This is a genomic window from Phenylobacterium deserti, assembly GCF_003254705.1.
In the GTDB taxonomy this organism is placed as follows: domain Bacteria; phylum Pseudomonadota; class Alphaproteobacteria; order Caulobacterales; family Caulobacteraceae; genus Phenylobacterium; species Phenylobacterium deserti.
Genome location: NZ_QFYR01000001.1, coordinates 492,044 through 518,449, shown reverse-complemented (window position 1 = coordinate 518,449; position 26,406 = coordinate 492,044). Strand labels below are relative to the sequence as shown.

General features: G+C 67.3%; 25 protein-coding genes. 7 read left to right on the top strand and 18 right to left on the bottom strand.

What is annotated here, in order from left to right; translation table 11 throughout:
- Window positions 1-35: 35 nt before the first annotated feature.
- Window positions 36-1,841 carry a translation elongation factor 4 gene (lepA, locus tag DJ018_RS02565; protein WP_111513302.1) on the bottom strand — a complete coding sequence of 602 codons (1,806 nt, stop codon included), beginning with the start codon at window positions 1,839-1,841 and terminating at the stop codon, window positions 36-38.
- Between the two features lie 149 nt (window positions 1,842-1,990).
- Between lepA and DJ018_RS02560 the strand changes: the two genes are divergently transcribed.
- Complete coding sequence (locus DJ018_RS02560) at window positions 1,991-2,671, top strand: DUF1134 domain-containing protein (RefSeq protein ID WP_111513300.1); 681 nt, start codon at window positions 1,991-1,993, stop codon at window positions 2,669-2,671.
- Here the strand turns inward: DJ018_RS02560 and DJ018_RS02555 are convergent.
- From DJ018_RS02555 to rpmI, 5 genes are all read right to left on the bottom strand, one after another.
- Window positions 2,668-3,246 carry a hypothetical protein gene (locus tag DJ018_RS02555; protein WP_111513298.1) on the bottom strand — a complete coding sequence of 193 codons (579 nt, stop codon included), beginning with the start codon at window positions 3,244-3,246 and terminating at the stop codon, window positions 2,668-2,670. The two genes, DJ018_RS02560 and DJ018_RS02555, sit on opposite strands and share 4 nt — an antisense overlap.
- A gap of 53 nt (window positions 3,247-3,299) precedes the next feature.
- Window positions 3,300-5,723, bottom strand: coding sequence for a phenylalanine--tRNA ligase subunit beta (pheT, locus tag DJ018_RS02550; RefSeq protein WP_111513296.1), 2,424 nt, complete (start codon window positions 5,721-5,723; stop codon window positions 3,300-3,302).
- Window positions 5,724-5,736: 13 nt separating this feature from the next.
- Window positions 5,737-6,846 (bottom strand): phenylalanine--tRNA ligase subunit alpha, encoded by a 1,110-nt coding sequence (gene pheS / locus DJ018_RS02545; RefSeq protein WP_111513294.1) that lies wholly within the window; start codon window positions 6,844-6,846, stop codon window positions 5,737-5,739.
- 120 nt (window positions 6,847-6,966) lie between these two features.
- Window positions 6,967-7,323 carry a 50S ribosomal protein L20 gene (rplT, locus tag DJ018_RS02540; protein ID WP_111513292.1) on the bottom strand — a complete coding sequence of 119 codons (357 nt, stop codon included), beginning with the start codon at window positions 7,321-7,323 and terminating at the stop codon, window positions 6,967-6,969.
- Between the two features lie 16 nt (window positions 7,324-7,339).
- Complete coding sequence (gene rpmI / locus DJ018_RS02535; RefSeq protein ID WP_111513290.1) at window positions 7,340-7,540, bottom strand: 50S ribosomal protein L35; 201 nt, start codon at window positions 7,538-7,540, stop codon at window positions 7,340-7,342.
- Window positions 7,541-7,743: 203 nt separating this feature from the next.
- Between rpmI and DJ018_RS02530 the strand changes: the two genes are divergently transcribed.
- Window positions 7,744-8,475 carry a sialate O-acetylesterase gene (locus DJ018_RS02530; protein ID WP_111513288.1) on the top strand — a complete coding sequence of 244 codons (732 nt, stop codon included), beginning with the start codon at window positions 7,744-7,746 and terminating at the stop codon, window positions 8,473-8,475.
- A 59-nt stretch (window positions 8,476-8,534) separates the two neighbouring features.
- On the opposite strand, the gene infC is transcribed toward DJ018_RS02530, so the two are convergent.
- The 3 genes from infC to DJ018_RS02515 form a co-directional block, all read right to left on the bottom strand.
- Entirely contained in the window at window positions 8,535-9,056 is a 522-nt protein-coding gene (gene infC / locus DJ018_RS02525) for a translation initiation factor IF-3 (RefSeq protein ID WP_111513287.1), read from the bottom strand.
- Between the two features lie 108 nt (window positions 9,057-9,164).
- Complete coding sequence (locus DJ018_RS02520) at window positions 9,165-10,151, bottom strand: glycosyltransferase family 9 protein (RefSeq protein ID WP_111513285.1); 987 nt, start codon at window positions 10,149-10,151, stop codon at window positions 9,165-9,167.
- Window positions 10,151-11,314, bottom strand: a complete 1,164-nt coding sequence (locus DJ018_RS02515; RefSeq protein ID WP_240609433.1) for a glycosyltransferase family 4 protein — start codon at window positions 11,312-11,314, stop codon at window positions 10,151-10,153. The genes DJ018_RS02520 and DJ018_RS02515 overlap by 1 nt, the downstream gene beginning before the upstream one ends.
- A gap of 84 nt (window positions 11,315-11,398) precedes the next feature.
- Here DJ018_RS02515 and DJ018_RS02510 point away from each other — a divergent pair, with 84 nt between their 5' ends.
- Both DJ018_RS02510 and DJ018_RS02505 read left to right on the top strand, forming a co-directional pair.
- Entirely contained in the window at window positions 11,399-12,139 is a 741-nt protein-coding gene (locus DJ018_RS02510; protein WP_111513284.1) for an alpha/beta fold hydrolase, read from the top strand.
- A 20-nt stretch (window positions 12,140-12,159) separates the two neighbouring features.
- The gene (locus tag DJ018_RS02505; protein WP_111513282.1) at window positions 12,160-13,068 is read left to right on the top strand and encodes a DMT family transporter; all 909 of its coding nucleotides are present in this window, start codon (window positions 12,160-12,162) and stop codon (window positions 13,066-13,068) included.
- Here DJ018_RS02505 and DJ018_RS02500 read toward each other — a convergent pair.
- The 3 genes from DJ018_RS02500 to DJ018_RS02490 form a co-directional block, all read right to left on the bottom strand.
- Window positions 13,040-13,900, bottom strand: a complete 861-nt coding sequence (locus DJ018_RS02500) for an SDR family oxidoreductase (protein ID WP_111513280.1) — start codon at window positions 13,898-13,900, stop codon at window positions 13,040-13,042. The genes DJ018_RS02505 and DJ018_RS02500 overlap by 29 nt on opposite strands.
- A gap of 3 nt (window positions 13,901-13,903) precedes the next feature.
- Window positions 13,904-15,115, bottom strand: a complete 1,212-nt coding sequence (locus DJ018_RS02495) for an NAD-dependent epimerase/dehydratase family protein (RefSeq protein WP_111513279.1) — start codon at window positions 15,113-15,115, stop codon at window positions 13,904-13,906.
- A gap of 103 nt (window positions 15,116-15,218) precedes the next feature.
- Window positions 15,219-16,088: a UTP--glucose-1-phosphate uridylyltransferase gene (locus DJ018_RS02490; protein ID WP_111513277.1), complete on the bottom strand. Its 870-nt coding sequence runs from the start codon at window positions 16,086-16,088 to the stop codon at window positions 15,219-15,221.
- A gap of 239 nt (window positions 16,089-16,327) precedes the next feature.
- Between DJ018_RS02490 and DJ018_RS02485 the strand changes: the two genes are divergently transcribed.
- A complete protein-coding gene (locus DJ018_RS02485) occupies window positions 16,328-16,714 on the top strand; it encodes a hypothetical protein (RefSeq protein WP_111513275.1) in 387 nt (128 codons plus the stop codon).
- A 61-nt stretch (window positions 16,715-16,775) separates the two neighbouring features.
- Here DJ018_RS02485 and glmS read toward each other — a convergent pair whose 3' ends face one another.
- Window positions 16,776-18,596 (bottom strand): glutamine--fructose-6-phosphate transaminase (isomerizing), encoded by a 1,821-nt coding sequence (gene glmS, locus DJ018_RS02480; protein WP_111513273.1) that lies wholly within the window; start codon window positions 18,594-18,596, stop codon window positions 16,776-16,778.
- A 125-nt stretch (window positions 18,597-18,721) separates the two neighbouring features.
- Here glmS and glmM point away from each other — a divergent pair, with 125 nt between their 5' ends.
- Window positions 18,722-20,074 carry a phosphoglucosamine mutase gene (gene glmM, locus DJ018_RS02475; RefSeq protein ID WP_111513271.1) on the top strand — a complete coding sequence of 451 codons (1,353 nt, stop codon included), beginning with the start codon at window positions 18,722-18,724 and terminating at the stop codon, window positions 20,072-20,074.
- A 174-nt stretch (window positions 20,075-20,248) separates the two neighbouring features.
- Entirely contained in the window at window positions 20,249-20,404 is a 156-nt protein-coding gene (locus DJ018_RS19090; protein ID WP_165842776.1) for a hypothetical protein, read from the top strand.
- A gap of 7 nt (window positions 20,405-20,411) precedes the next feature.
- Here DJ018_RS19090 and DJ018_RS02470 read toward each other — a convergent pair whose 3' ends face one another.
- The 5 genes from DJ018_RS02470 to DJ018_RS02450 all read right to left on the bottom strand — a co-directional run bounded on the left by DJ018_RS02470 (window position 20,412) and on the right by DJ018_RS02450 (window position 26,344).
- Window positions 20,412-21,716, bottom strand: a complete 1,305-nt coding sequence (locus DJ018_RS02470) for a UDP-glucose dehydrogenase family protein (protein WP_111513269.1) — start codon at window positions 21,714-21,716, stop codon at window positions 20,412-20,414.
- Window positions 21,717-21,792: 76 nt separating this feature from the next.
- On the bottom strand, window positions 21,793-23,295 hold the full coding sequence (locus DJ018_RS02465; RefSeq protein WP_111513268.1) for a phosphomannomutase/phosphoglucomutase: 1,503 nt from the start codon (window positions 23,293-23,295) through the stop codon (window positions 21,793-21,795).
- 85 nt (window positions 23,296-23,380) lie between these two features.
- Window positions 23,381-25,021, bottom strand: a complete 1,641-nt coding sequence (gene pgm, locus DJ018_RS02460; protein WP_111513267.1) for a phosphoglucomutase (alpha-D-glucose-1,6-bisphosphate-dependent) — start codon at window positions 25,019-25,021, stop codon at window positions 23,381-23,383.
- A gap of 115 nt (window positions 25,022-25,136) precedes the next feature.
- Window positions 25,137-26,102, bottom strand: a complete 966-nt coding sequence (locus tag DJ018_RS02455) for a KpsF/GutQ family sugar-phosphate isomerase (RefSeq protein ID WP_111513266.1) — start codon at window positions 26,100-26,102, stop codon at window positions 25,137-25,139.
- Entirely contained in the window at window positions 26,099-26,344 is a 246-nt protein-coding gene (locus tag DJ018_RS02450; RefSeq protein WP_111513265.1) for a hypothetical protein, read from the bottom strand. The genes DJ018_RS02455 and DJ018_RS02450 overlap by 4 nt, the downstream gene beginning before the upstream one ends.
- Between the last annotated feature and the right edge of the window lie 62 nt (window positions 26,345-26,406).

Genomic DNA, 26,406 nt, shown 5'->3' with positions numbered 1-26,406 from the left:
CACGCAAATGGCGCGATGGCCTCCGGCGTTCCGGATCAGTCGGCGTCCATCTTCAGGGCGGCGATGAACGCCTCCTGCGGGATCTCGACCTTGCCGAACTGGCGCATGCGCTTCTTGCCCTCTTTCTGCTTGTCGAGGAGCTTGCGCTTGCGGCTGGCGTCGCCCCCGTAGCACTTGGCCGTCACGTCCTTGCGCAGGGCGCGCACGGTTTCCCGCGCGATGATCCGCCCGCCGATCGCCGCCTGGATCGGGATCTGGAACATGTGCGGCGGAATCAGCTCCTTCATCTTCTCGACCATGCCGCGGCCGCGCATCTCGGCGCGGTTGCGGTGGACGAGCATGGACAGGGCGTCCACCGGCTCGGCGTTGACCAGGATCGACATCTTCACGAGGTCGCCCTCGCGGTACTCCTCGATGTTGTAGTCGAAGGAGGCGTAGCCCTTGGAGATCGACTTCAGCCGGTCATAGAAGTCGAACACGACCTCGTTCAGCGGCAGGTCGTAGACCACCATGGCGCGTGCGCCGACGTAGGACAGCTCCTTCTGCTCGCCGCGGCGGTCCTGGCAGAGCTTGATGATCGAGCCGAGGTACTCGTCCGGTGTGAAGATCGTCGCCTTGATCCAAGGCTCGGAAATGCTCTCGATCTTCACCGGGTCCGGCAGGTCCGCCGGGTTGTGCAGGTCGATGACCGTGCCGTCGGTCATCTTGATCTTGTAGACGACGCTGGGCGCCGTCGCGATCAGGTCGAGGTTGAACTCGCGGCTCAGACGCTCCTGGATGATCTCCAGGTGCAGCAGGCCCAGGAAGCCGCAGCGGAAGCCGAAGCCGAGCGCCGCGCTGGTCTCCATCTCGTAGGTGAACGAGGCGTCGTTCAGGCGCAGGCGACCGATGGCTGCGCGCAGGTCCTCGAACTCGGCCGCGTCCACGGGGAAGAGGCCGCAGAACACCACGGGCTGCACTTCGCGGAAGCCGGCCAGCGGGGTTTCGGCCTGGCGACGCTCGTCCGTGATGGTGTCGCCGACGGCGGCGTGAGCCACTTCCTTGATCTGGGCCGTGATGAAGCCGATCTCGCCGGGGCCGAGCTCGTTCAGGTCGGTTCGCTTGGGCTTGAAGACGCCAATCTTGTCGATCTGGTAGGTCGCGCCCTGCTGCATCATGCGGATGCGCTGGCCGGCCTTCAGCGTGCCGTCAAACACGCGCACCAGCACCACGACGCCGAGGTACGGGTCGTACCAGGCGTCGACCAGCAGCGCCTTGAGGGGCGCGTCAGGGTCGCCCTTGGGCGGGGGCAGGCGTTCAACGACCGCTTCCAGCACGTCGCGGATGCCGATCCCGGTCTTGGCCGAGCATTCCACGGCGTCGGACGCGTCGATCCCGATGACGTCCTCAATCTGCTGACGGACGCGCGCAGGTTCGGCGGCCGGCAGGTCGATCTTGTTCAGGACCGGGACGATCTCATGGTTGTTGTCGATCGCCTGGTAGACGTTGGCCAGCGTCTGGGCCTCGACACCCTGGGAGGCGTCCACCACCAGGATCGAGCCTTCGCAGGCGGCAAGCGAGCGCGAGACCTCATAGGCGAAGTCCACGTGCCCGGGCGTGTCCATCAGGTTCAGGATGTAGGTCTCGCCGTCCTTGGCCTTGTACTCGAGGCGGACGGTCTGGGCCTTGATGGTGATGCCCCGCTCGCGCTCGATGTCCATGTTGTCGAGGACCTGTTCGGTCATCTCGCGCTGCGTCAGCGCGCCCGTCTCCTGAATGAGGCGGTCGGACAGGGTGGACTTGCCGTGGTCGATGTGCGCGACGATCGAGAAGTTGCGGATGCGCGAGAGCGGGGTAGTCATGGGGCGTGCGTCTACCACATTCCGCGCCGCTTTCGAGGCGCGCGGCGCCCTGTCGCGGCGATCACGGTTAATCCGCCATTAAACTGCGAACGCGCATTGACTGAGCCCTGGGCGGGAGCAGGTCGAACTTGGAGAGGAATAGAGCGCCCATGGACCGTCGCACCCTTATCGTTTCAGGCCTCATGACGCTCGGCTCCGCCGGGCTGGCGCAGGCCCAGACCCAGTTGCCGCCGGCCCAGCCGCGCGATGGGTCCGTGGAGGGTCCGCCGCCTCCGGCGACGCCGTCCCCATCCTATCCTACGACCCAGCCGAGGCTCGCGCCGAACCAGCCGGCTCCAGGCGGCGCCCAGACCTACTCTCAAGACGAGATCATCCAGGGCGTGTCCGACTTCATGGGCGTGACGGCCGAGGCCGCCGGCGGCGCGGTCGAGAGGCTCTTTGCTCAGAACGGCCGCCCCACCGGCTACATCGCCGGCGAAGAAGGCTCCGCCGCCATCGTGGTTGGCGGCCGCTACGGCCGCGGGCTGCTCTACATGAAGGACCGCGAGCCGCTGGAAGTGTTCTGGCAGGGGCCGTCAGTCGGCTGGGACTTCGGCGGCAACGCCAGCCGCGTCTTCACCTTGTGCTACGACCTGCAGGTGCCGGACGCGATCTTCCAGCGCTTCCCCGGCGTCGAAGGTTCGGCCTACTTCGTGGGCGGCCTTGGCGTGAACTACCAGAAGGCCAGCGGCATCACGCTTGCGCCGATCCGTGCGGGCGTCGGCCTGCGCCTGGGCGCCAACGTCGGCTATCTGGCCTATACTCGTAAGCGCAACTTCCTGCCGTTCTAGTTCGCGAGAGCGGACCGCCAGTCGAACCCGGCCGCTGCGATGCGCTCGCGCGGCGGCCGGTGGTCGTCGTCATACTCTGAATAGGGCAGGGCCAAGCCCGCGCCGCCGTGCGGGAAGAGATCGGGCCGTTCCGCCCGGCTGAAGAAGCCGCCCCTGGGCGAGAAGACGTGGCTGGCCAGGGTGCCTGGCTCCACGATGGCCACCGGACAGTTCCAAGCGGCTGACAGCGCTGTGAACAGGGCCCGGTTGCGCGGGGTGTCCCAAGCGTCCGGCCTTCTCGGATCTGGGCACACGTTCACGACGCCCGGCCAGATCTCCACGTTGTCCATGGTGACCAGGAACCCGCAGTCGGGTGGGAACAGTTCGGGGGGCAGCAGGTCCTCGGACCTGCGCCAGAAGCAATGGTAGCGTTTGCAGGAGGGCGGATGCTCGCCCCAGATGGCGCAACCGGGCTGATCGGCGCGCTGATGAGTGCAACGGCCCCACGGCAGCTTGTCCAACTCGCGGATCTGCAGGGTCGTGCAGCACATGTCGCAGCCCGCGCAGCTGCGGGAGAGCGGCGGCTCCAGGTTCATGGAGCCGCCATCACCTTGTTCGCCGGCGCTGGCAACGCGCCGGTCGTTGCGGCCTAGGCGCGCAGCTTGGCCCCGACCGCCTTCTCGGCCGCCGCGACGATGCGAGCCGACAGAGCCTCGATCTCCGCGTCGGTCAGCGTCTTCTCGCGCGGCTGCACCGTCACTTCGACCGCCACCGACTTGGAGCCTTCCGGCACCCCAGGACCCTGGTAGACGTCGAAGATGCGGGCGTCGGCGATCAGCGCCTTGTCAGCGCCGAGGATCGGACGGACCACCTCGCCCGCCGGCGTGTCTGCGCTGACCACGAACGCGAAGTCGCGGCGCAGCGGCATCAGGGCCGACAGCTCGAGCGCCGCCTTGGTTTTCACCGCCTTGCGCTTCGGCTCGGGCAGGGCGTCGAGGTTTAGCTCGAAGCCATAGATTGGACCCTGTGCGTCCAGCAGCTTCAGGATGCGGGGATGCAGTTCGCCGAACTCAGCCACCACGTTTTTGGGACCGAGCTGAAGGCGAGCCGAGCGGCCCGGGTGCCACCAGGATGAGGCCTGGCCTTGCACGGTCTGCAGCGGGGGTGCGCCAAGCTCCTCCAGCAGGCCCATCAGGTCGGACTTCAGAGCGAACAGCGCGTCCGGCTTCTGGCCGTCCCAGCGGCGCGGCGCGTGCGCCGCAACGATGGCTGCAATCGTGGTGACCTGATCCGCCGGCTGGTCGCCCTTGAAGGTCGGACCGATCTCGAACAGTGCCGCGTCCGCGAAACCCTTGCGGGCGTTCCGGGCTGCCGCTTCGACCAGGTTCGGCAGGATCGACGGGCGCATGGTGGACAGATCCGAGGCGATCGGATTGCTCAGCACCAGCTTGGGATCCCCGCCGCCGAACGCTTCAGCCCACTCCCGGCGCATGAAGCTCCAGGTGACGGCTTCCGAATAGCCAGCGTCCGCCAGCGCGCGGCGCGCATTGCGCACCCGCGCCTGGCGGATGGTCAGAACGCCCGCGGACGAAGCGGTGATCGGAGGCAGAGGCTCGGCGGGCAGAGCGCCATAGCCTTCGATCCGCGCGACTTCCTCCACGAGGTCCGCCGGACCATCAACGTCCCGCCGCCAGGTGGGCGGGGTGACCTGATCACCGGCCACCTCGAACCCGAGCTTGCCCAGGATCTCGTCGATGCGGGAGGCTGGCAGGTCGACGCCAGACAGCTTCTTCACGTACGAGCGGTCGAAGACGATCGCGGAAGGCGGCGCCGGCGCCTGACCGGCCACGCGGATTTCCGACGCCTCGCCGCCGCACAGCTGAAGGATCAGCTGGGTCGCGAGTTCGATGCCGGGGACCAGCGACTGCGGATCGACGCCTCGGGCGAACCGGTACTGGGCGTCCGAGGTGATGCCGGTGTCGCGACCGGTCTGGGCCGTGCGGATCGGGTCGAACCAGGCGGCTTCCAGGAACACCTCGGTGGTCGTCTCCGAGCAGCCGGTGGACTCGCCGCCCATGATTCCGCCAAGGCCGATCGGTCGGTTGCCGTCGGCGTCGGCGATGACGCTCATCTCGGGCGAGATGTCATAGGTCTTGCCGTCCAGGGCGATCAGCTGCTCGTCCTTATGAGCGGCCGGCGAGGCTTCGTGCGCGGGGCTGGGCTCGGCGGGGCCGCGTCCCAGGCGCGCCTCGATCACGTTCCCGACCAGCAAGGCGCGGTCGTAGACGTGCAGCGGGCGGGCGCGATCGTAGGTCAGCAGGTTCGTGACATCGACCAGCGCGTTGATCGGGCGCAGGCCGACGCTGGTGAGGCGCTGCTGCAGCCAGGCCGGCGAGGGGCCGTTCTTCAGGCCGCGAATGACGCGTCCGCCGAACACCGGACAGGCGTCGCCGTCGACGCGGATCTCGATGGGGCAGGGGAAGGCGCCTTCGACCTTAACGTCGGTCTCCGCCTTCAGCGTGCCAAGGCCAGCGGCGGCGAGGTCGCGGGCGATGCCGCGGACGCCGAGCCAGTCGGGACGATTGGGCGTGACCTCGAAGTCGATGACGGCTTCCAGGCCGAACGCCTCGGCCGCGCTTACACCCACCGCGAGATCACCGGAAAGCTCAACGATGCCGTCGCTCTCTTCCGCGACTTCCAGCTCCTTGGCCGAGCAGAGCATGCCGTTGGAGACGACGCCTCGGACGGGGCGGGCCTCCAGGGTGATGCCGCTGCCGGGCACATAAGCGCCGAGCGGGGCGTAGATGGTGGTCAGGCCCGGCCGCGCGTTGGGCGCGCCGCAGACGATTTCCTTGCGGCCGTCCTTGGTGTCCACCTGGCAGACGCGCAGGCGATCGGCGTTGGGGTGCTGGACCGCCTCGACGATCTTGGCGACCGAGAAGGCGGCGAGCTTGGAGGCGGGATCCTCCACGTGCTCGACCTCCAGGCCGGCCATGGTCATGGCGTCGACCACCTCCTGGACGGTGGCGGTCGTGTCGAGGTGCTCCTTGAGCCAGGAGAGGGTGAACTTCATCTCGTCTCTCTCCTTAGCTCAGGCCGGTCGCCGGGTTGGGCGCCTGGAAGGCCGAGAAGCCGTAGTGCTCCAGCCAGCGCACATCGGCCGCGAACATGTCGCGCAGGTCCGGCATGCCGTACTTCAGCATCCCCAGGCGATCCACGCCCAGGCCGAAGGCGAAGCCCTGCCACTGTTTCGGATCGAGGCCGCAGTTCTTCAGCACGTTGGGATGCACCATCCCGCCGCCCAGGATCTCCAGCCAGTCGGAGCCTTCGCCGATCTTCACCGCGCCGCCCGAGCGGTCGCACTGTACGTCCATCTCCGCGCTGGGCTCGGTGAACGGGAAGTGGTGCGGGCGGAAGCGGGTGACCACGTTGTCGGTCTCGAAGAAGCGCTTGGTGAAGGTGTCCAGCGTCCACTTGAGGTGACCCATGTGGATGTCGCGGCCGATCACCAGGCCTTCCAGCTGGTGGAACATGGGCGTGTGGGTGGCGTCGCTGTCCGAGCGGTAGACGCGGCCCGGCACGATCACGCGGATCGGCGGCTCCTGACCATTCGCGATCCAGGTCGGCAGCTTCTCGTTGAGCTTCTGCATGACGCGGATCTGGACGGGGCTGGTGTGCGTGCGCAGGACCTTGCGCTCGCCGTTCTCGTCCTCCGGCAGCCAGAAAGTGTCGTGCATCTCCCGCGCCGGGTGCTTGGGCGGGAAGTTCAGGGCGGTGAAGTTGTGGAAGTCGTCCTCGATGTCCGGACCCTCCGCCAGGCCGAAGCCCATGTCGGCGAAGATGGCGACCATCTCGTCCATGACCTGCATGGTCGGGTGCACGCGGCCCTTGCGGCGCGGCGGGGCGGGCAGGGTGAGGTCGACGCGCTCGGCCGCCAGCTTGGCTTCGAGCTCGGCGGCTTCGAGCGCCGCCTTCTTTTCGGCGATGGCGGAGCTGATCCGGTCGCGCAGGCCATTGATCTGCGGCCCGCGTTCGCGACGCTCGTCGGGGCTCATCTGGCCCAGGGTCTTCAGGAGGTCCGAGATGGAGCCGGACTTGCCGAGCGCTGCGACGCGCACCGCTTCGAGGTCGGCCGGCGTAGCGGCGGCGACGACGCGGGCCGAAAGCTCGGCTTCGAGTTGAGAAAGGTCGGTCATGACGGCCGTTGCTCTAGATGAGGTTGGAAGGGCGTGGAAGCGGCCGGACAGCAAAAAGCCCCCCGGCTGGTTCGGCCGGGGGGCTCTTCAGTGTTCTAGGATCTAAGATCCCGGAAGCTCTTAAGCCAGCGCAGCGCGAACCTTGTCGGCGATGGCCTTGAACGCAACCGGATCAGAGGCGGCGACCGCCGCCAGGACCTTGCGGTCCATTTCGATCCCGGCCTTGTCCAGGCCGAAGATAAACTGCGAGTAGGTGAAGCCTTCCAGGCGGGCCGCAGCGTTGATGCGCTGGATCCACAGCGAACGGAACGTGCGCTTGCGGACCTTGCGGTCGCGGTAGGAGTACTGGCCGGCCTTGTCCACCGCGGCCTTGGCGGCGCGGATGGTGTTCTTGCGGCGGCCGTAGAAGCCCTTGGCTTGTTCCAGGACCTTCTTGTGCTTGGCGTGGGCGGTGACGCCCCGTTTGACGCGAGCCATCTGTCAGATCTCCGGATTAAAGGCCGTACGGCAGGAACTTCTTGATGATCTGAGCGTCGGCTTCGCTCATCACCTTGGTCCCGCGGTTCTGACGGATGTACTTGGAATTGTGGCTGATCAGGCGGTGGCGCTTGCCGGCGACGCCGGCTTTCAGCTTGCCGGTCGCCGTCAGTTTGAAGCGCTTCTTGGCGCCCGACTTCGTCTTCAGTTTCGGCATTTCACGTCGGAGCCTAAGCCCCGTCCTCTGGGCGTGTTGATGGACCGCCATGGCATGCCTTGTCGGCCAGGCGGTCCCGAAGGGGCGCGTCATTACGCCAAACAGCGCCACGATGCAAGGCGCAGCCCCCAGGCGGCGGGCGCAAGGCGGCGGACACGGGGGCGCCTCGCCGCGGCCACCGGGCTGTGGCACGAAGAGCGCCGATGATCGAGCTCGTCGTCTTCGCCGGCCAGTCCAACGCCGTGGGCTTTCCCAACAACTCCGCAACTCTGCCGGCGGAGATGCGCGCCGCCGATCCCGACGTGCGGATTTGGAAGAATGGCGCCTGGGTCGTCCTGCAGCCCGGGGTCAACAGCGGCGGTGCCAACCAGCCGCAGCTCTGGGGGCCGGAAGTCGCGTTCGCCAGACGCTGGCGGGCCGACCACCCGGCCGACGTGCTCTATATCGTCAAGGTGGCCAAGGGCGAGACGGCGCTGGCGGCTGGGCCCGGCCTGGACTGGAGCCCCGCAAGCCAGGGCGAACTGTTCGCGCAGACGAGCTCGACGATCGGTGCGGCCCGCGCCGCCTTGGCGAGGCAGGGTCTCAAGCCTAGGGTGGGCGCGATCTTCTGGATGCAGGGGGAGCAGGACGCCGTGACGCCCACGGCCGCTCGCGCCTATCGAGGCAACCTGAAAGCCTTCTTCGAGCGCGTGCGAACCGCCTGGGGCGGACTCGACGTTCCGATCGTCTACGGCCGCATCGCCGATGAAGCGGGCTTGCCGTTTCGCGAGCAGGTGCGATCGGCCCAGACGGCGCTGCGTTCCGAACGGGGAGTCGCCATGGTCGACACCGACCGCTTCCCCATGTTCGACGACAAGCACTTCTCCGCCGCAGGTCAGCTCCAGCTCGGCGGCGCCTTTTATGAGGCCTGGACAGCGGCCTTGACCGCGCGCTGAGCCCAAACGCAAACGGCCGCCCCGGAGGGCGGCCGTCGCATAACTCGAAGAGATCGGATCTAGCGCGGCGCCAGGATCATGATCATCTGCCGGCCTTCCATGCGCGGCTCGTACTCGACCTTGGCGACCGGTTCGAAGTCGGCCTTCACCTGCTGCAGCAGCTTCATGCCAAGTTCCGGGTGGGCCAGTTCGCGACCACGGAAGCGCAGGGTGACCTTCACCTTGTCGCCTTCTTCAAAGAAGCGGTGCATCGCCCGCGCCTTCACTTCGTAGTCGTGGGTGTCGATGTTCGGGCGGAGCTTGATCTCTTTGATCTCCACCACCTTCTGCCGCTTGCGCGCCTCGTTCTTCTTCTTCTGCTCCTGGAACTTGAACTTGCCGTAGTCCAGGATCTTGCAAACGGGCGGATCCGCGTTCGGAACGATCTCGACGAGATCGAGGCCCGCCTCTTCGGCCGCTTCGATGGCGGCGGAGGTGGGCATCACGCCTTGCTTCTCACCGTGCTGGTCGATGAGCAGGACGCGAGGGACGCGGATGTCTTCGTTCATGCGCGGACCGTCTTTGACGGGCGGCGCTTGCATGGGGCGGCGAATAGGCGGGGCTCCGTGGGTTGTTTCAACGCAAAACGCCGGCGCGCATCGGACGCTCCGGTCGTAGATGTCAGTATATGATTGAGGGGGCGCCCGGTATCAAGCCGCGCCAGCGCCCTCGGACCTAAGAGAAATGGCGGTCTGTGCCACCGTAGCCACAGGCAGGTCGGACAGGCGGGCGGCCTGCAGCACCGCCACCCGGCCGCGCGGCGCCGACAGGGCTGGGTCTGAAGCGCCGGAAAACAGCACCACGGTGGGCGCGCCTGCGGCAGCCGCCAGGTGCAGCGGACCGGTGTCGTTTCCAACTGCCAACGCCGCCTTAGCGCCGAGGATCGCGATGCGGCCGAAGTCGGTGCGGCCTGTCAGGTCGCGGGCGCGCGGCACATCGCGCTGAATCATGTGGGCCAGCGGCGTCTCCTGCGGTCCGCCGATGATCACGATGTCCAGGCCCTTGGCGTAGAGGATCCGGGCCAGCTCGCCGTACTTCTCAACGGGCCAGCGCTTCTCCGGCCGATGGGCCGAGCCGCCCGGCACGAGCATGGCGTAGGGGCGCGGCTTGACCCCGCCCGGCACGGGCCGGTCGGAGGGCATGTTCTTCCAGATCCAGGACAAGTCGGGCCCAGGCGCCGCGCCCGGCGCAGTCGGCGCATCAGGCCAGATTCCGGCGTACATCAGCTGGTCGGCCTGACGCTCCAGGGTGTGCATGGAGTCGCGCAGCGGGTTCTTGTGCGGAAGGGCGCAACCGAAGGCGATGCCCGACCACGCCGGCGGGTTCGGCCGCAGGGCCTGGAAGATGCGGTTGGAGTGGGCGGATGTCTGCAGGTCGTAGACCCGGTCGAAGTTCGCCGCCTTGATCCGCTTCCGCAGAACCATCCATTGGGCGAAGTTCTCCGGCCGTCCATCCGTCTCGACCGCGTTGAAGTAAGGGCAGGACTTCGCCAGCGCTTCGAAGGGCGGCGTGGTCAGAAGGGTGATGTGCGCCTTGCGGTGCGCCTCACGGATCTTCTTCATGGCCGCGAGCGCCAGGACAAAATCGCCCAGGGCGGACAGCTTGATGACCAGGATCTTCTCGACGTGACGGGCCATCAGCTGTGGGCCTCCAGCACCCGCTCGTAAGCGGCGAGGGTGGCGGCGCACATGGCGTCCACCGAGTAGAGCCGGCGCGAGCGCTCGGCGCCCGCCTTGCCCATGCGAGCGCGCCCGTCGGGGCCGAGGGCGATCGCCTGCCGAAGGGCGACGGCCCAGGCCTCGGCATCCCCCGGCGCGGCGAGCCACCCCGTCACCCCACCGACAACGGTTTCGGTGGTGCCGCCATGGCTGGAAGCGATTACCGGACGACCCATGGCTTGCGGCTCGACAGCCGCGCGGCCGAACGACTCCGGCACGATGGTCGGCAGGATGGCCAGGTCGCTGAGGAGGTAGGCCGCGGGCATGTCCGAGCAATGCCCGACAATCCTTATTTCCTGCTGAAGCCCAGCCGCTGCAATGGCACTGATGAGCTCCTGCCGGTACTCGACACGCCCCTGATCATCGCCGGCGAACAGGATCACGAAATCGCTCAAGCCTTGCGCTTTCAGCTTCGCGGCGGCCTCGATGATCGTCAGGTGGCCCTTGATGCGCGTCAGCCGTCCGGCCAGCAGGATCTTGGTCCGCGCGTCGCTGGCCGCGAGCCCCCAAGCCCGCTGCAACTCGGTGACCCGCTCGTCGCTAACCTGGGCTGGATCGAACCGTTCCAGGTCCACGCCGCGTGGGATGGTGACCATCTTCGCCGGATCGAGGCCATGCTCGGCCAGGATGTGGTCGCGCGTGTATTCCGAATTGGCGATCACCAAGTCGCCGCGGGTCATGACGGCGTTGTACCAGCGCTTCAGCGCGCTCTTCGCCTTGTAGACGCCGTGGTAGGTGGCCACGAACGGCGTCCCGGTGGCCCGCGCCGCCCACAGGGCCGAGAACGCCGGCGCCCGCGAGCGGGCATGGACGATGCTGACCTTCTCGCGCCGGATCAGCTGGGCCAGCCGCGCCGCGTTTCCGACCATCCGAAGCGGGTTCTTGGTCTGCATCGGCAGTGCGATCAGCTGCCCGCCGTCGTTCTCGAGCCGGGCCGCCATGCGGCCCCCACGCGAGGCCACAAGCGCCTTGCCGCCGGCCGCGATCACTGCGCGCGCGACATCCAGCGTCGTCTGTTCGGCCCCGCCCGTCTCGAGCTCGGGAACGACCTGCAGCAGGGTGAAATCAGGAGGAAGCGCCACGACCCCTGCATAGCCCGAAACGCGGCTGCGTAAAGGCGAGCGGAAGCCCTGGCGCGCTCGGTCGCAGCCGCTATGAGAAGGGTCATGAGTGAGACGAGCGGATTTCTGTCCCGGCCCGACGGCGAGCGGCTGGCCTGGCGGCGTGTGGAGGGCGCGGGTCCCACGGTGGTGTGGCTGGGCGGCTTCCGCTCCGACATGGCGGGCAGCAAGGCCCAGGCGCTGGCCGAGTGGGCGCAGGCGAGCGGCCGCGCCTACGTGAGGTTCGACTACTTCGGACACGGCGAGTCGAGCGGCGACTTTGCGCAAGGAACCATCACCCGCTGGCGCGAGGACGCCCTGGCGGTCCTGGACGAGCTGACCACCGGCGAGGTGGTTCTGGTGGGCTCGTCTATGGGCGGCTGGATCGCAAGTCTTGCAGCCATGGCGCAGCCGGAGCGGATCCGGGCTCTGGTTCTGGTGGCTCCCGCCCCAGACTTCACCGAGAAGCTGATGGAGATCCCGCCCGAGGGCCATGTGGCCCTGAAGGCCGACGGCGTCTGGATGCGCCCCTCCGAATACGGGGAGCCTTACCCGATCAGCCAGTCTCTGCTGGATGACGGCGCCCGCTGGTCCATCCTGCCGGGCCCCGTCGCCATCGAAGCGCCGGTCCGCATTCTCCAAGGCGGCGAAGATCCCGACGTGCCCTGGACCCATGCCCTGGAGCTCGCCCAGGGCTTGAAGAGCCGAGACGTGGTGTTCAGCCTGATCAAGGACGGCGACCACCGGCTGTCGCGACCGCAGGATCTGCAGCGCCTTGTCGCCGCCGTGGCGGAGGTCTGCGCCTGAAACCCTCCGTTTTCGCGCCGATGTGGCGCAACGGCCCGCTGCTGCTGGCCGCGACCATGCTGTTCTGGGCCGGCAACTCGATCGCCGGACGGGCGCTGGCGGGCGTGACGCCGCCGATCACTCTGGCCTTCTGGCGCTGGACCCTCGCCCTCCTGCTGGTCACGCCCCTTGCCCTGCCGCACTTGCGGACCGACGGCGCAGTCCTGGTGCAGCGGTGGCGCACCGTGCTCGCGCTTTCGGTGACAGGCGTCGCGAGCTTCGGCGCGCTGCTTTACGTCGGTCTGCATCAGACCACCGCGCTCAACAGCCTGCTGATGCAGGCGGCGATTCCACCGCTGATCCTGCTCTTCGCCTGGGTCGCTCTGCGCGAGCGGACCACCCGATGGCAGATCGGAGGCGTGGCGCTGTCCCTGCTTGGCGTGTTGGTGGTGGTCTCGCACGGCCGCCCCTGGGACCTGTTGCACCTGGATCTGAACCGCGGCGATGGGATCATCTTCCTGGGCGTGGTGCTCTATGCGGTCTACTCGCTGATCCTGCGGCGACGCCCGCCGGTGCACCCGTTCAGCTTGCTCTGGGCGACCTTTCTGACGTCGATGGTGCTTCTGGGACCGCTCTACGGGTGGGAATTCGCCGGCGGCGCGCGGATCCACCTGACAGCACCTGCCATGCTCGGAATCGGCTACGTCGCCCTGTTCCCTTCCTTCCTGGCCTACTTGTTCTTCAACCGCGGGGTGGAACTGCTCGGACCTGGATCGGCAGGGCATTTCCTGCACCTGCAGCCCTTCTTCGGCGCGATCCTGGCCGTCACCGTGCTCGGGGAAGCGTTCCGTCCGTTCCACGCCGCGGGCTTGCTGCTCATCGCGGCGGGCATCGGCCTTTCATCGTTCGTGGCCGCCCGGCTCAGCCGCCCGCCGCCAGGGTCGCCTTGAGTCCCTCGCGGTAGGTCGGCAGGGCGGGGCGCCAGCCAAGCTCGGCCTTCGCTCGGGCGTTGGAGACGCGCTTGCTCTCCGCATAGAACCGCTGGGCCGGACCGGTCAGTTCGGCCTGGGTGATCGCCACCTCGGGGGGCGGCTCCACGCCCAGCAGCCCGGCTGCGAAGGCGACCACCTCGCTGTTCGGCGCGGGCGCATCATCACAAAGGTTGTAGACGCCGCCGGCTCTGGGCCTGCGGATTGAGGCCTCCAGGCCCGCGGCCAGGTCCTCGACATGGATGCGTGAAAAGACGTGGCCGGGCAGCGCGATGCGCTTGGCTCGCCCGTCGCGCAAGCGATCGAAGGTGGAGCGGCCGGGGCCATAGATGCCGGGCAGGCGAAAGACGGTGACGGTCAGACCCATGCCGCGTCCGACTTCCAGCCAGTCGCGCTCCGCTCCGACCCGCCGGGCGCCTTCAAGGGATTGCGCCGCCAGACGACTGTTTTCGTTGACCCAGCCGCCGCGCCGGTCGCCGTAGACGCCGGTGGTGGATAGGTAGCCGATCCAATCGGGAAACGCCTCGCCCTGCGCCAGCGCCGGTACGAGCACCGGCAGGGCGGGGCAGCCCGCTTCCGTCGGGGGCGCCGTGATCAGGACCGCCCGGCTTTGCGCCAGCGCTGCAGCGATCGCTGCCCGATCGTCCAACGCCACAGGCAGCACGCCCTCTGCGGTAAGCTCCGCAGCGCGTTCCGCCGTGCGGGCCGTGGCGACGATGTTCCAGCCCTGTGGTCGAAGCCTGCGGGCGAGCGCTTTGGCGGAAAAGCCGTAGCCGAAAACGAACAGCCGCAAGCGCTACTCCGCAGCCGCCACGGCAGCTGGGCCGGCGTCCTGCGCGGCCGCACGCTCGGCGTTCCAGCAGGAGACGCAGGGGATCTTCGAGCGGTCGACGCGGTCGGAATAGGCGCGGGCGATTTCCGTCACTTCCAGCAGCAGCCCTTCTTCCAGGGTGATCGGCTGCAATCCATAGCTCATCAGCCGTTGGTTCTCGACCGCCAGGTCGTTCTCATCGGCCTCCTGACGCGGGTTGGGCAGGTGCGCGACCTGAGCTCCGGTCAGGCGGGCGACCATGTCGGCGAGGTCACGCACACGCCAGCACTCGGTCATCTGATTCATGACCTTGACCCGCTCGCCCCGTGCCGGCGGGTGCAGCAGCGCCAGCTCAACGCAGCGGACCGTGTCCTGGATATTGATGAAGGCCCGCGTCTGTCCGCCGCCGCCGTGGACGGTGAGCGGGTATCCGACAGCCGCTTGCATCAGGAAACGGTTGAGGACGGTGCCGTAATCGCCGTCGTAGTCGAAGCGATTGACCAGCCGCGGATCACGCCGCGTCTCCTCCGTCTGGGTCCCCCAGACGATGCCCTGGTGCAGGTCGGTGATCCGCAGCCCGTCGTTCTTGGCGTAGAACTGAAAGAGCAGGGCGTCTTGCGTCTTGGTCAGGTGGTAGATCGATCCGGGATTGGCCGGATAGAGGATTTCCCGCGGCTCCCACCCGTCCGGGGTTTCCACCTTCACAGTGAGATAGCCTTCCGGGATCGCAACGCCCGCCGTGCCGTAGCCATAGACACCCATGGTGCCCAGGTGCACGAGGTGGACGTCCAGCCCGCTGTCGACGATGGCCGCCAGGACGTCGTTGGTGGCGTTCAGGTTGTTGTCGATCGTGTAGCGCTTGTGCCGCGCGGACTTCATCGAATAGGGCGCGGCCCGCTGCTCAGCGAAGTGGACGATGGCGTCTGGACGCAGCTCGTGCAGCACCGCCAGCAGCGCCTCGTATTCCTTGCCGACCGTCAGGTGGTGGAAGTCGATCGTCCGGCCCGACACTTCGCGCCAGGCGTGAAGGCGCATGTCGACCGGCGCGATCGGCGTCAGGGACCCTGCGCCCAGCTCCTCGTCGATGCGCCGCCGCGAAAGGTTGTCCACGATGGCCAGCTGGTGGCCGCGCGCGGACAGGTGCAGGGCTGTGGGCCAGCCGCAAAACCCGTCGCCGCCGAGGATCAGTACGCGCATCGCTCCTCCGAACGTTCGCCTTTCCCCGACAAACCAATGGCTAACCTAGGAACGTGGCGTGCGGAAGGGCGGCCTTCGCAAAGAAGGCCGCCGCGTCCGGCGTCTAGAGCAGTTCCTGAATGGCTTGCCGCGCGGCGTCCGCGAGGTCCGGCCGGCGCAGCGCGAACGCCACGTTTGCGCGCAGGAGGCCGATCTTGTCGCCGCAGTCGTAGGTGACGCCCTCGTACTCGAGCGCGTGGAAGTCCTGCTTGGCCATCAGGTTGGCCATGCCGTCGGTGAGCTGGATCTCGCCGCCGGCGCCGCGCTCCTGGGTTTCCAGGATGTTGAAGATCTCGGGCTGCAGGATGTAGCGGCCCGAGATGAACAGGTTCGACGGCTCGGTGCCCGGTGCGGGCTTTTCCACCATGCCGGTCATGCGGTTCAGGCGACCGTCCTGCCCGTCGAGGGCCACGATGCCGTACTTGTGGGCCTCGCCTTCAGGCGCGGGCTCCACCACCACGATGTTGCCGCCGACCTTCTCATAGGCGTCCACCGCCTGAGCCAGGGCCGGGCGCTCGGTGGCCATCAACATGTCCGGCAGCATCACGGCGAAGGGCTCGTCGCCGATCACGTCCCGGGCGCACCACACGGCGTGGCCAAGGCCCAGCGGCGCCATCTGGCGGATGAAGCTCATCTCGCCCGGCTGCGGCAAGTCGCGGCGGACCTCCTCGAGGATCGAAGTCTTCTTCTTGGCTTCCAGCGCCTGCTCGATTTCGGGGCTGGAGTCGAAATAGTCCTCGATCGCGTTCTGGCCGCGGCCGACGATGAAGACGAAGTGTTCGATGCCCGCAGCGCGGGCCTCCTCAACGATGTAGGACAGGATGGGCCGGTCCACGACGTTGAGCATGTTCTTCGGGGTGGTTTTGGCCCCCGGCAGCACACGGGTCCCAAGGCCTGCCACCGGCAGGACCGCCTTACGCACACGTTTCGTCATCACCCCTCCGAGCACATGGGCCACGGCTCAGCTTTGAGCTCTGGCAGGCGCCAAAACGTCCGGGCGGGCGTTTCGATCCGTGGACCCAGGTTCTTTGTTGCTAAAGAAGCCTTGGCTCAGAATCCACACAGGCCTGCGACAAAAATTAGCGCAGACCATCAGATCACAATTCCGGGATCTCACGGCGGCGTGTACGCTTACCTTGATCGGGGGGATTTCTGTTTTCCAGGGAGCCTACGATGAAGATGCGTATCCTGACCTCGGTGGCCGCGGCCGCCGTGCTGGCCGCCGGTCTTTCGGCTTGCGGCAACAAATCGGACACCGCCGCGACCGGCGCCGCCACCGACACGGCCGCGACCGCTCCGGCTGACGCCGCCACCACCACCACGCCTCCGGCTGGCGCCGGCGCCATGGGCACGACCACGACCGATCCCGCCGCTGCGGGCGCGATGGGCACGACCGGTGACACGGGCGCCATGGGCGCTACGGGTACGACGGGAACCACGGGCGCGGCGGGCGCCGGCGGCGCGACCGGCACGATGGGCTCCAGCACCACGGGCGCGACCGGCGGCACGACCGGCTCCACCGGCACGGGCAGCGGCAGCGGCACCGGCACCACTCAATAAGATCTGCGACCTTCGGGTCTGCGGCGGCGGCCGTTCTGCGGCCGCCGCTTTTCTTTGACCGCTACTCGACCGTGACGGACTTAGCGAGGTTGCGGGGCTGGTCGACGTCCGCCCCCTTGCAGACCGCCACGTGATAGGCGAGCAGCTGCACGGGCGCCGATAGGACCAGCGGCGCGATCAGCGGATCACACTTGGGCGCGGTGACCACCACGCGAGCTCCGGCCGGCGCATGTCGCTCGCCTTCGGGATCGGTGATGAAGATCACCTGGCCCCCGCGGGCCATGACCTCCTGCATGTTCGAGGCGGACTTCTCGAAATAGCTGTCGAAGGGCGCCAGGATCACGATCGGCGTCTGCTCGTCCACTAGGGCGATGGGGCCGTGCTTCAGCTCGCCTGCGGCATAGCCTTCAGCGTGAATGTAGCTGATTTCCTTCAGCTTCAGCGCGCCTTCCAGCGCGAGCGGGTACATCGGCCCGCGGCCGAGGTAGAGCACGTCACGCGCGCGGGAGACGTCCAGGGCGATGCTGCGGACCGCCTCCTCCAGCTTGATGGACTCGGCGATCAGCCGCGGCGCTTCCAGCAGCACACGGACGAGGCGCTGCTCCTCGGCTTCGTCGATCCGGCCTCGGGCGCGGGCTGCGGCGACAGCCACGGCGGTCAGGACGCTTACCTGGGCGGTGAAGGCCTTGGTGGAGGCCACGCCGATCTCCGGCCCGCAGTGGATCGGCCAGACCACGTCCACTTCACGGGCCATGGTGGACTCCACGGCGTTCACCACCGCGGCGGTCATCATGCCCTTGGCCTGACAGAAGCGCAGGGCCGCGAGGGTGTCGGCCGTCTCACCCGACTGCGACATTGCGATAGCCAGGGCGTCCTTGCGCAAGGCGGGCTGGCGGTAGCGGAACTCGGACGCGATCTCGACGTCCACCGGCAGGTCGGCCAGCTGCTCAATCAGGTACTTGCCCATCAAGCCGGCGATGTAGGAGGTGCCGCAGGCGACGATCTGCACCCGCTCCAGTCGCGCCCAGTCAACCTCGCCCGGAATAGCAGTGTGCGCCGTCAAGGTATCCACATAGGCCGCGATGGTGCGCTGGCACCCTTCCGGCTGGTCGTGGATCTCCTTTTCCATGAAGTGGCGGTAGTTGCCCTTCTCGACCAAGGCGGCGGAGGCGGCGACTGTCTGGATCTTGCGCTCCACCGGCTGGCCGGCCTCGTCGAAAATACGCGCCGAGCCATGGTTGATGGCGACGTAGTCGCCTTCGTCCAGGTAGGAGATCCGGTTCGTGAATGGGCCGACCGCCAGGGCGTCGGAGCCTATGAACATCTCGCCCTGGCCGTAGCCCACCACCAGGGGGCTGCCGCGGCGCGCGCCCATCATCAGCTCGTCTTCGCCCTGCACCAGAACCGCCAGCGCATAGGCCCCGGTCAGCTTGTCGAGGGTCGCCTTGAACGCCTCCAGCGGGGCCTTGCCCGTGTCGAGCTCGGAGTCCAACAGCTGGGCGATCACTTCCGTGTCGGTGTCGCTTTCAAAGCTGCGGCCGTGGGCCCTCAAGGCTTCTCGCAGCTCTGCGTAGTTCTCGATGATGCCGTTGTGCACCAGCGTCACTCGCCCGGCCTTGTGCGGGTGGGCGTTGCGCTCGGACGGCGCGCCATGGGTGGCCCAGCGGGTGTGGCCGATACCAACGGTCGCTTGCAGCGGGTGCTCGGACAGCACCTCTTCCAGGTTGCGGATCTTGCCCTGAGCCCGGCGGCGCTCGAGCTGTCCGCCCACCACGCCTGCGATGCCCGCGGAGTCATAGCCGCGGTATTCGAGGCGCTTGAGGCTATCGATGAGGCGCTCTTGGACTGACTGCGTCCCGACGATGCCAATAATGCCGCACATTGGGCTGGGCTTCCTTTGTGGTAGAGGCGGGCCGTCCGGCTCCGGCTTGACGGTGCGGCTTTAGCATCTGGCAAGCGGGCGTCGACTAAATCTGGGTTTCGGATCGTTTCGAGAGCAATCGCACCATGAGCAAGCGCGCTTACTTCGGCACGGATGGCATCCGCGGTCAGGCGAACCGCTACCCCATGACGGCGGAAGTGGCCCTGCGCGTCGGCATGGCCGCCGGCAAGCTGTTCATGTCCAAGGACGAACGGCGCCACCTCGTCGTGATCGGCAAGGACACGCGGCTTTCGGGCTACATGATCGAGCCGGCGCTGGTGGCCGGCTTCACCAGCGTGGGTATGGACGTCCGGCTGTTCGGGCCGCTGCCGACGCCCGGCGTCGCCATGATGACCCGCAGCCTGCGCGCCGACCTCGGCGTGATGATCTCCGCCTCCCACAACGTGTTCTCTGACAACGGCATCAAGCTGTTCGGCCCGGATGGCTACAAGCTTTCCGACGAGCGCGAGCTCGAGATCGAAGCGTTGATGGATCAAGGCCTGCAGGAAGGGCTGGCGTCGCCTTCGAAGCTCGGCCGCGTGCAGCGCATCGACGACTCGCAAGCGCGTTATGTGGAGATCGCCAAGGCGACCTTCCCGCGGCGTCTCAGCCTGTCGGGCATGCGGGTGGTGATCGATTGCGCCAACGGCGCCGCCTACAAAGTCGCGCCTACCGCACTGTACGAACTGGGCGCCGAGGTGATCCCGATCGGCGTGGCGCCGGACGGCTTCAACATCAACGACGAGGTTGGCTCCACCCAGCCGGCGCTGATGCAGAAGATGGTCAAAGAGTACCGCGCCGATATCGGCATCGCCCTGGATGGCGATGCGGACCGGCTGGTGATCTGCGACGAGAAGGGCCGGGTCGTCGACGGCGACCAGATCATGGCGCTGATCGCCGACCACTGGGCCAAGCGCGATCGCCTGGTGGGTGGCGGCGTGGTGGCGACGGTGATGTCGAACCTTGGCCTCGAGCGATTCATGGCAACTCGTGGCCTAAAGCTGGAGCGCACGCAGGTGGGCGACCGCTACGTCATGCAGCGGATGCGGGAAGGCGGCTTCAACCTCGGCGGCGAGCAGTCGGGTCACATCATCCTCCGCGAGTTCGCGACCACCGGCGATGGCCTGTTGGCCGCCCTGCAGGTGCTCGCGGTGCTGAAGGACTCCGGCAAGCCAATGAGCGCTCTGGCCCGGCAGTTCGAGCCCGTTCCGCAGTTGCTGGAGAACGTCCGCTTCGCCTCCGGCAAGCCGCTGGAAGACAAGCAGGTCAAGGAAGCCATCGCCGATGCCGAGGCGGCCCTGAACGGCTCCGGCCGCATTGTGGTTCGCGCGTCCGGGACCGAGCCGCTGATCCGGATCATGGCCGAAGGAGACGACGAGAGCCTGGTGCGCAGGGTGGTCGGCGAGATCGCCGGCGTCGTCAAGAAGGTGGCGGCATAGCCGCGAACCCGCCTCAACCCCAAGACTGTTCTGAGTTTGCCAGACCCGGCTCGCCCCGCGAGCTGGGTCTTGCTTTTTGACACTTGCGCGAAGCCGCGACGCGCCAACAGGATGCCGAAAAATCGGCGCTGAATCGCACGGCCGGTGAGGCGCCCGGAATACTCGGGAGGAACTATGCGGCGCGCGCCCACAACGGGTTCGGCCCGGCGGCCGGCGATCACGCCGCCGAAGCTGAGCTCCCTCGCCACCATGGTCGTGCTGTCCACGGTGCTATGGGCCGGCCTCCTGTGGCTGGGCGCCCTGCTGGTGCGCCTCAACCACACGGCCTAGGGCAGGATCAGGCGCGTCCGACGCTGGTGTAGTCGAAGCCGCGCGCGCGGATGTCATCCGGCTTGTAGATGTTGCGCAGGTCGACCAGCACCGGCTTGTTCATCAGCAGCTTGATACGATCGAGGTCGAGCGCGCGGAACTCGTCCCACTCGGTGATGATCAGCAGGGCGTCGGCGCCTTCGGCCACGTCGTAGGGATCGTCCTTGAACTGGACGTGCTTCAGCATGTGCTTGGCCTCGTGACCTTCCGGATCGAAAGCCTGCACCGAGGCGCCCGCCGCCTGCAGCGCCGGCACGATGTCCAGGCTGGGCGCATCGCGCATGTCATCGGTGTTCGGCTTGAAGGTCAGGCCCAGCACGCCGATCGTCTTGCCGGTCAGATCCTGGCCGTCGACGGCTTTGATGACCTTCTGGGCCATCGCCTTCTTGCGCTCGTCGTTGACCTTCACGGTGGTCTCGATGAGCTGAACCGGAGAATTGGCGTCGCGCGCCGTCCGCACCAAGGCCAGGGTGTCCTTGGGGAAGCAGGAGCCGCCGTAGCCAGGGCCTGCGTTCAGGAACTTCGAGCCGATGCGGCCATCCAGGCCGATGCCGCGGGCCACCTGCTGGACGTCCGCGCCCACCGCCTCGCACAGGTCGGCGATCTCGTTGATGAAGGTGATCTTCATGGCGAGGAAGGCGTTGCCGGCGTACTTGATCAGCTCGCTGGTCCGCCGGCCGGTGAACTGGATCGGCGTTTCGTTCAGGTACAGCGGCCGGTAGAGCTCGCGCATCACCGCCCGCGCCCGCTCGTCGTCGGTGCCGACCACAACCCGGTCCGGACGCTTGAAGTCTTCGATGGCCGCGCCTTCGCGCAGGAACTCGGGGTTGGAGACCACCGCCACGTCGGCGTCAGGGCGCACGCGGGCAATGATCTTCTCGATCTCGTCGCCGGTGCCGACCGGCACGGTCGACTTGGTCACAACGACCGTAAAGCCGTCCACCAAGCCGGCGATCTCTTCCGCCGCTGCATAGACGTAGGACAGGTCCGCATGTCCGTCGCCACGACGAGAGGGCGTGCCCACGGCGATGAACACGGCGTCGGCGTTCTTCACCGCTTCGGCAGCTTCCGTGGTAAAGAACAGACGGCCGGCCTCGACATTGCGCGCAACTAGCGCGTCCAGACCCGGCTCATAGATCGGAATGCCGCCGGCCTTCAGGCGCTCGATCTTGCCGGCATCCTTGTCGATGCAGGTCACCGTGTGGCCGAAGTCGGCGAAACAGGCCCCGCTGACCAGCCCCACATAGCCGGTCCCGATCATCGCCACGTGCATGAATAGCCCCCGAAAAGCTTCCGGCTGCGCTTTGCCACGCAGCCGGTTTCTTCGCTAGCGAACTAGCGCAACACTTCTAGATTTCTTGGTTATACGCGCCGACTTCCGGACGTTTGCCCAGGCGCGGCTTCACTTCTTCACGGAACAGGCGCCGCATGTCGTCTTCGGACTGCGTGCTTTCCACCACCACGACGATCTCGGGCTTGTTGGAAGAGGCCCGGACCAGAACCCAGGACCCGTCCTCCAGCGCGACCCGCACGCCGTTGACCGTGATCAGATCTATGATCTTGCGACCGAGGATCGTGCCGCCAGCATCGCGCATGGCCGTGTACTCGGCGACCACGTCGTCGACGACCTTGTACTTCACCTCGTCACCGCAGTGCGGGCTCATGGTCAGCGAGGTGTAGGCGAGCGGCAGGGCCCTCTTCAGATCTGAGAGCTTCTTGCCGGGATTGCGATCAAGCATGGACAGAATGGCGGCGGCGGCCACCAGGCCGTCGTCATAGCCGCGTCCGATCGGAGCGTTGAAGAAGAAGTGCCCGCTCTTCTCAAAGCCCGCCAAGGCGCCGAGTTCGGCGGTCTTGCGCTTGATGTAGCTGTGGCCCGTCTTCCAGTAGACGGTGTTGGCGCCGTTGCCCTTCAACACCTCGTCGGTCGCGAAGAGGCCGGTCGACTTCACGTCGACGATGAAGGTGGCGTCCTTGTGCAGGTCCGACAGGTCTCGCGCGAGCATCAAGCCGATCTTGTCGGCGAAGATCTCCTCGCCCTCGTCGTCCACCACGCCGCAACGATCGCCGTCGCCATCGAAGCCCAGGGCCACGTCCGCTCCATGCTCGCGCACCGCCGCGGCCATGGCGTGCAGCATGACGCTGTCTTCTGGGTTCGGATTGTACTTGGGGAAGGTCCAGTCGAGCTGGGTGTCCATCTCGATGACCTCGGCGACGCCCATCTTCCGCAGGGCCTGAGGCGCGAAGGCGCCGGCCGTGCCGTTGCCGCAGGCCGCGATGACCTTCAGCGGGCGGGTCAGCTGAGCGCGCGCGGCCACGTCGACAATGTAGCGCTCCGCCACGCCGTCGATGTGGGCGAGAGTGCCGCCGGGGCGCTGCCGCCACTCACCCTTCAGCACGATCTCCTTCAGGCGGCCCATCTCGTCGGGTCCGAAGGTCAGCGGCTTCTGGGCGCCCATCTTCACGCCGGTCCAGCCGTTCTCGTTGTGGCTAGCCGTGACCATGGCCACGCACGGCGCGTCCAGATCGAACTGAGCGAAATAGGCCATTGGCGAGACCGCCAGACCGATGTCCAGCACCTCGCAACCGGCCGCCACCAGGCCAATGGTCAAGGCCTGCTTGATGGACAGCGAGTAGGACCGGAAGTCGTGGCCGACCACGATGCGTCTCTGGCCCAGTTCATGGATGAAGGTTCCCAGCCCTAGCCCGAGCGCCTCGACGCCAAGCAGGTTGATCTCGGAGCCGAACAGCCAGCGGGCGTCGTACTCGCGAAAACCCGTCGCTTTCACCAGCGGCTGGGTTTCGAACTCGAAGGTGTTCGGAACGAGGTCGGCGCGAGGAATAGGCAGCATCAGAACTCCGGAACTTCTATGGACGCAGGTCTTCTATAGGAGCACTGCGTGACACTAGAAACCGCAGTTCTCTGGCGCAGGCGGATCAGCCTGACAATGCTTCGGCTACAACACCGCGCGCTTCATCCTGCACCTTCCGCAGGTGGTCTTCGCCCAGGAAGGACTCTGCATAGATCTTGTAGACGTCCTCGGTGCCGGACGGCCGGGCGGCGAACCAAGCGTTCTCGGTGACGACTTTCAGACCGCCAATCGGTTCGTTGTTTCCAGGGGCCTCGGTCAGGACGTGGGTGATCGGCTCGCCCGCCAAGGTGTCGGCGGCCACGTTCTTGGGGCTCAGAGCGCCAAGCTTGGCCTTCTGTTCGCGGGTCGCTGGCGCGTCCACTCGCGCATAGGCCGGCGCGCCGTGGCGGGCGGCGAGCTCGGTGTAGTGCTCGCTGGGGCTCTTGCCCGTGGCGCCGGTGATCTCGGCGGCCAGCAACGCCAAAAGGATGCCGTCCTTGTCGGTGGTCCAGACCGAACCGTCGCGCCGCAGGAAGCTGGCGCCGGCCGATTCCTCGCCGCCGAAGCCGATGGATCCGTCCAGCAGGCCCGGCACGAAGTACTTGAAGCCGACAGGCGTCTCAAAGAGACCTCGCCCGAGACCAGCCGCCACCCGGTCGATCATCGATGACGACACAAGCGTCTTGCCGACAGCGACGTCGTGGCCCCAGTTCTCGCGATGCCGGAACAGGTAGTCCACCGCGACGGCAAGATAGTGATTGGGGTTCATCAGGCCGCCGTCGGCGGTGACGATGCCGTGGCGATCCGCGTCCGCGTCGTTGCCCGTCGCGATCTGGTAAGAGCCCGATCCCTTCATGATCTGGATCAGGTTGGCCATCGCGGAGGCCGAAGAGCAGTCCATCCGGATCTTGCCGTCGGTGTCGAGGGGCATGAAGGCCCAACGGGGGTCCACCGTGGCATTGACGATCTTCAGGTCCAGCCCGTGCCGGTCGGCGATCTCGCCCCAGTAGCCGACGCTCGCGCCGCCGAGTGGATCGGCGCCGATCTTCACCTTGCCCCGCCGGATCGCTTCCAGATCCAGAATGCTTGGCAGGTCGTCGACGTACTGGCCGACGAAATCGTAGCGGCCGGCTTTTGCGAGGGCCTGCTCGAACGAAACCCGCCGAACGCCGGCGAGACCTTCGGTCAGCAAGGCGTTTGCTCGCGCGGCGATCGCCGAAGTCGCGGCTGAACTGGCAGGCCCGCCGGAGGGCGGATTGTACTTGAAGCCGCCGTCCCGCGGCGGGTTGTGAGACGGCGTGATGATGATGCCGTCCGCTTGGCGGCGGGAGCCTGCGCCATTGAGCTTCAGAATAGCGTGCGAGACGGCGGGCGTCGGCGTGAAGCCGTCGCGGGAATCCACCAGGAACTCCACGTCGTTCGCGGCCAGCACTTCCAGCGTGGTGCGGAACGCAGGCTCGGAAAGCGCATGGGTGTCGCGGCCGATCAGGATCGGGCCCGTCACACCCTCACTGGCGCGATACTCCACGATCGCCTGGGTGATGGCGGCGATGTGAGCCTCATTGAAGGAGCTGTCGAAGCTGGAGCCGCGGTGCCCGGACGTCCCAAAGCTGACACGCTGCGCCGGATCGGCCGGATCCGGGGTCAGCTCGCTGTAAGACCGGATCAGCGCATCTACGTCGACGAGATCTTCCGGACGCGCGGGCTGACCAGCTCGGGGGTGCATTCGAGACGCTCCTATCAATCAGTCGGGAACGGTCGCGGCAGCCGACTGCGAAGCACGCCTCTTCCCCGAGGCCACAACGCCGCGAGCACCGTTTTGGCGCCAAACAAGCGGCGGCTTACATCACGCCGGCGCGCAGCAGGTCGTGCACGTGCAGGATGCCCACCGGCTTGCCGTCGTCGACAACGAACAGCACGGTGACGGCCGGCGGCGGCTCGCTCATGCGCGCCAGGGCTTCGGAAGCCAACATGTCGGGCGGGACGGTCTTCTTCGGGCCGGGCGTCATCACCTCGCCGGCCGTGTGGTCCAGCAGGCCATCAATGTGGCGGCGCAGGTCGCCGTCGCTGATCGCGCCCACCAGGCGCCCGTCGGCGTCCGTCACGCCTACGATCCCCCACCGCTTTTCCGTCATCACCAGAAGGGTCTGGCGCATGGAGGCGTCCAGCGAGACCAGCGGCAGCTCGTCCGCGCCGTGCATCAGATCACGGACGATCCGGAGCATGGCGCCGAGCTTCCCGCCCGGATGGAAGACGTGGAAGTCCTGCGGCTTGAAACCCCGCCGCTCAAGAAGCGACACGGCCAAGGCGTCGCCGATGGCGATCTGCAGGGTGGTAGAGGTGGTCGGGGCGTTGACCTCGGCTGTCGCTTCGCGGGCGTCCGCCAGCTGGAGCACCACGTCGGCCGACCGGCCCAGCGCGCTGCCCGGCTGTGCGGTGATCGCGATCAGCGGAATGCCGAACCGCTTGGTGTAGGCCAGGATGTCGGCCAGCTCCTTGGCCTCGCCGGATTTGGACAGGCCGACGACCACGTCGTCCTGTGTGATCATCCCGAGGTCGCCGTGGCTGGCTTCCGCCGGGTGGACGAAGAAGGCCGAGCTGCCGGTCGAAGCGAAGGTGGCGGCGATCTTGCGCGCCACATGGCCGGACTTGCCCATGCCGGTGCAGATGATCCGTCCCTTGGCGTTGAACAGCAGGTTCACGGCGGTGGCGAAGGCGTCGTCCAGGGCGGCGGCCTGAGCGACCAGGGCCTCGGACTCGACGGTCAGCACGCGGCGACCGACGGCGATGGTGTCGAACTGGCTCATTGGGACGGGGCGATGGCCTGGGTCTGAAGATCGCGGATGGCGGCGCGGGCATCCTGCTCGCGGCGACGAGCGGCGGCGGCTTCGCGTTCGCGGGCCGCCTTCATGGCCGGCGTCTGCTGGACTGGCGTGTGGCCGAACGGGCCGGGCGAGCGCGCGCCCAGCCCTTGCGGCCACACCAGCGCCAGGGCGACCATGGCCACGGCGGCGGCGCCCAGGAGCGGGAGATAGAGGCGGTCGAACATGGCCACCCTATAGCGGCTGCGGCCGCCGGGGGCCAATCGCCGCGTGTGTTTGCTTGACGCGC

Excerpts from the sequence above, each read along its gene's own strand:
- DJ018_RS02485 (WP_111513275.1), top strand. The coding sequence starts at position 16,328 with ATGAAGATGCGTATCCTGACCTCGGTGGCCGCGGCCGCCGTGCTGGCC.
- pheS (WP_111513294.1), bottom strand. The coding sequence starts at position 6,846 with ATGACCGACCTTTCTCAACTCGAAGCCGAGCTTTCGGCCCGCGTCGTC.
- rplT (WP_111513292.1), bottom strand. The coding sequence starts at position 7,323 with ATGGCTCGCGTCAAACGGGGCGTCACCGCCCACGCCAAGCACAAGAAG.
- DJ018_RS02470 (WP_111513269.1), bottom strand. The coding sequence starts at position 21,716 with ATGCACGTGGCGATGATCGGGACCGGCTATGTGGGGCTGGTCAGCGGG.
- DJ018_RS02505 (WP_111513282.1), top strand. The coding sequence starts at position 12,160 with ATGTGGCGCAACGGCCCGCTGCTGCTGGCCGCGACCATGCTGTTCTGG.
- glmM (WP_111513271.1), top strand. The coding sequence starts at position 18,722 with ATGAGCAAGCGCGCTTACTTCGGCACGGATGGCATCCGCGGTCAGGCG.
- DJ018_RS02560 (WP_111513300.1), top strand. The coding sequence starts at position 1,991 with ATGGACCGTCGCACCCTTATCGTTTCAGGCCTCATGACGCTCGGCTCC.
- DJ018_RS02510 (WP_111513284.1), top strand. The coding sequence starts at position 11,399 with ATGAGTGAGACGAGCGGATTTCTGTCCCGGCCCGACGGCGAGCGGCTG.
- DJ018_RS02555 (WP_111513298.1), bottom strand. The coding sequence starts at position 3,246 with ATGAACCTGGAGCCGCCGCTCTCCCGCAGCTGCGCGGGCTGCGACATG.
- pheT (WP_111513296.1), bottom strand. The coding sequence starts at position 5,723 with ATGAAGTTCACCCTCTCCTGGCTCAAGGAGCACCTCGACACGACCGCC.
- DJ018_RS02450 (WP_111513265.1), bottom strand. The coding sequence starts at position 26,344 with ATGTTCGACCGCCTCTATCTCCCGCTCCTGGGCGCCGCCGCCGTGGCC.
- DJ018_RS02520 (WP_111513285.1), bottom strand. The coding sequence starts at position 10,151 with ATGGCCCGTCACGTCGAGAAGATCCTGGTCATCAAGCTGTCCGCCCTG.
- DJ018_RS02490 (WP_111513277.1), bottom strand. The coding sequence starts at position 16,088 with ATGACGAAACGTGTGCGTAAGGCGGTCCTGCCGGTGGCAGGCCTTGGG.
- DJ018_RS02530 (WP_111513288.1), top strand. The coding sequence starts at position 7,744 with ATGATCGAGCTCGTCGTCTTCGCCGGCCAGTCCAACGCCGTGGGCTTT.
- infC (WP_111513287.1), bottom strand. The coding sequence starts at position 9,056 with ATGCAAGCGCCGCCCGTCAAAGACGGTCCGCGCATGAACGAAGACATC.
- glmS (WP_111513273.1), bottom strand. The coding sequence starts at position 18,596 with ATGTGCGGCATTATTGGCATCGTCGGGACGCAGTCAGTCCAAGAGCGC.
- lepA (WP_111513302.1), bottom strand. The coding sequence starts at position 1,841 with ATGACTACCCCGCTCTCGCGCATCCGCAACTTCTCGATCGTCGCGCAC.
- rpmI (WP_111513290.1), bottom strand. The coding sequence starts at position 7,540 with ATGCCGAAACTGAAGACGAAGTCGGGCGCCAAGAAGCGCTTCAAACTG.
- pgm (WP_111513267.1), bottom strand. The coding sequence starts at position 25,021 with ATGCACCCCCGAGCTGGTCAGCCCGCGCGTCCGGAAGATCTCGTCGAC.
- DJ018_RS19090 (WP_165842776.1), top strand. The coding sequence starts at position 20,249 with ATGCGGCGCGCGCCCACAACGGGTTCGGCCCGGCGGCCGGCGATCACG.
- DJ018_RS02465 (WP_111513268.1), bottom strand. The coding sequence starts at position 23,295 with ATGCTGCCTATTCCTCGCGCCGACCTCGTTCCGAACACCTTCGAGTTC.
- DJ018_RS02455 (WP_111513266.1), bottom strand. The coding sequence starts at position 26,102 with ATGAGCCAGTTCGACACCATCGCCGTCGGTCGCCGCGTGCTGACCGTC.
- DJ018_RS02495 (WP_111513279.1), bottom strand. The coding sequence starts at position 15,115 with ATGCGCGTACTGATCCTCGGCGGCGACGGGTTTTGCGGCTGGCCCACA.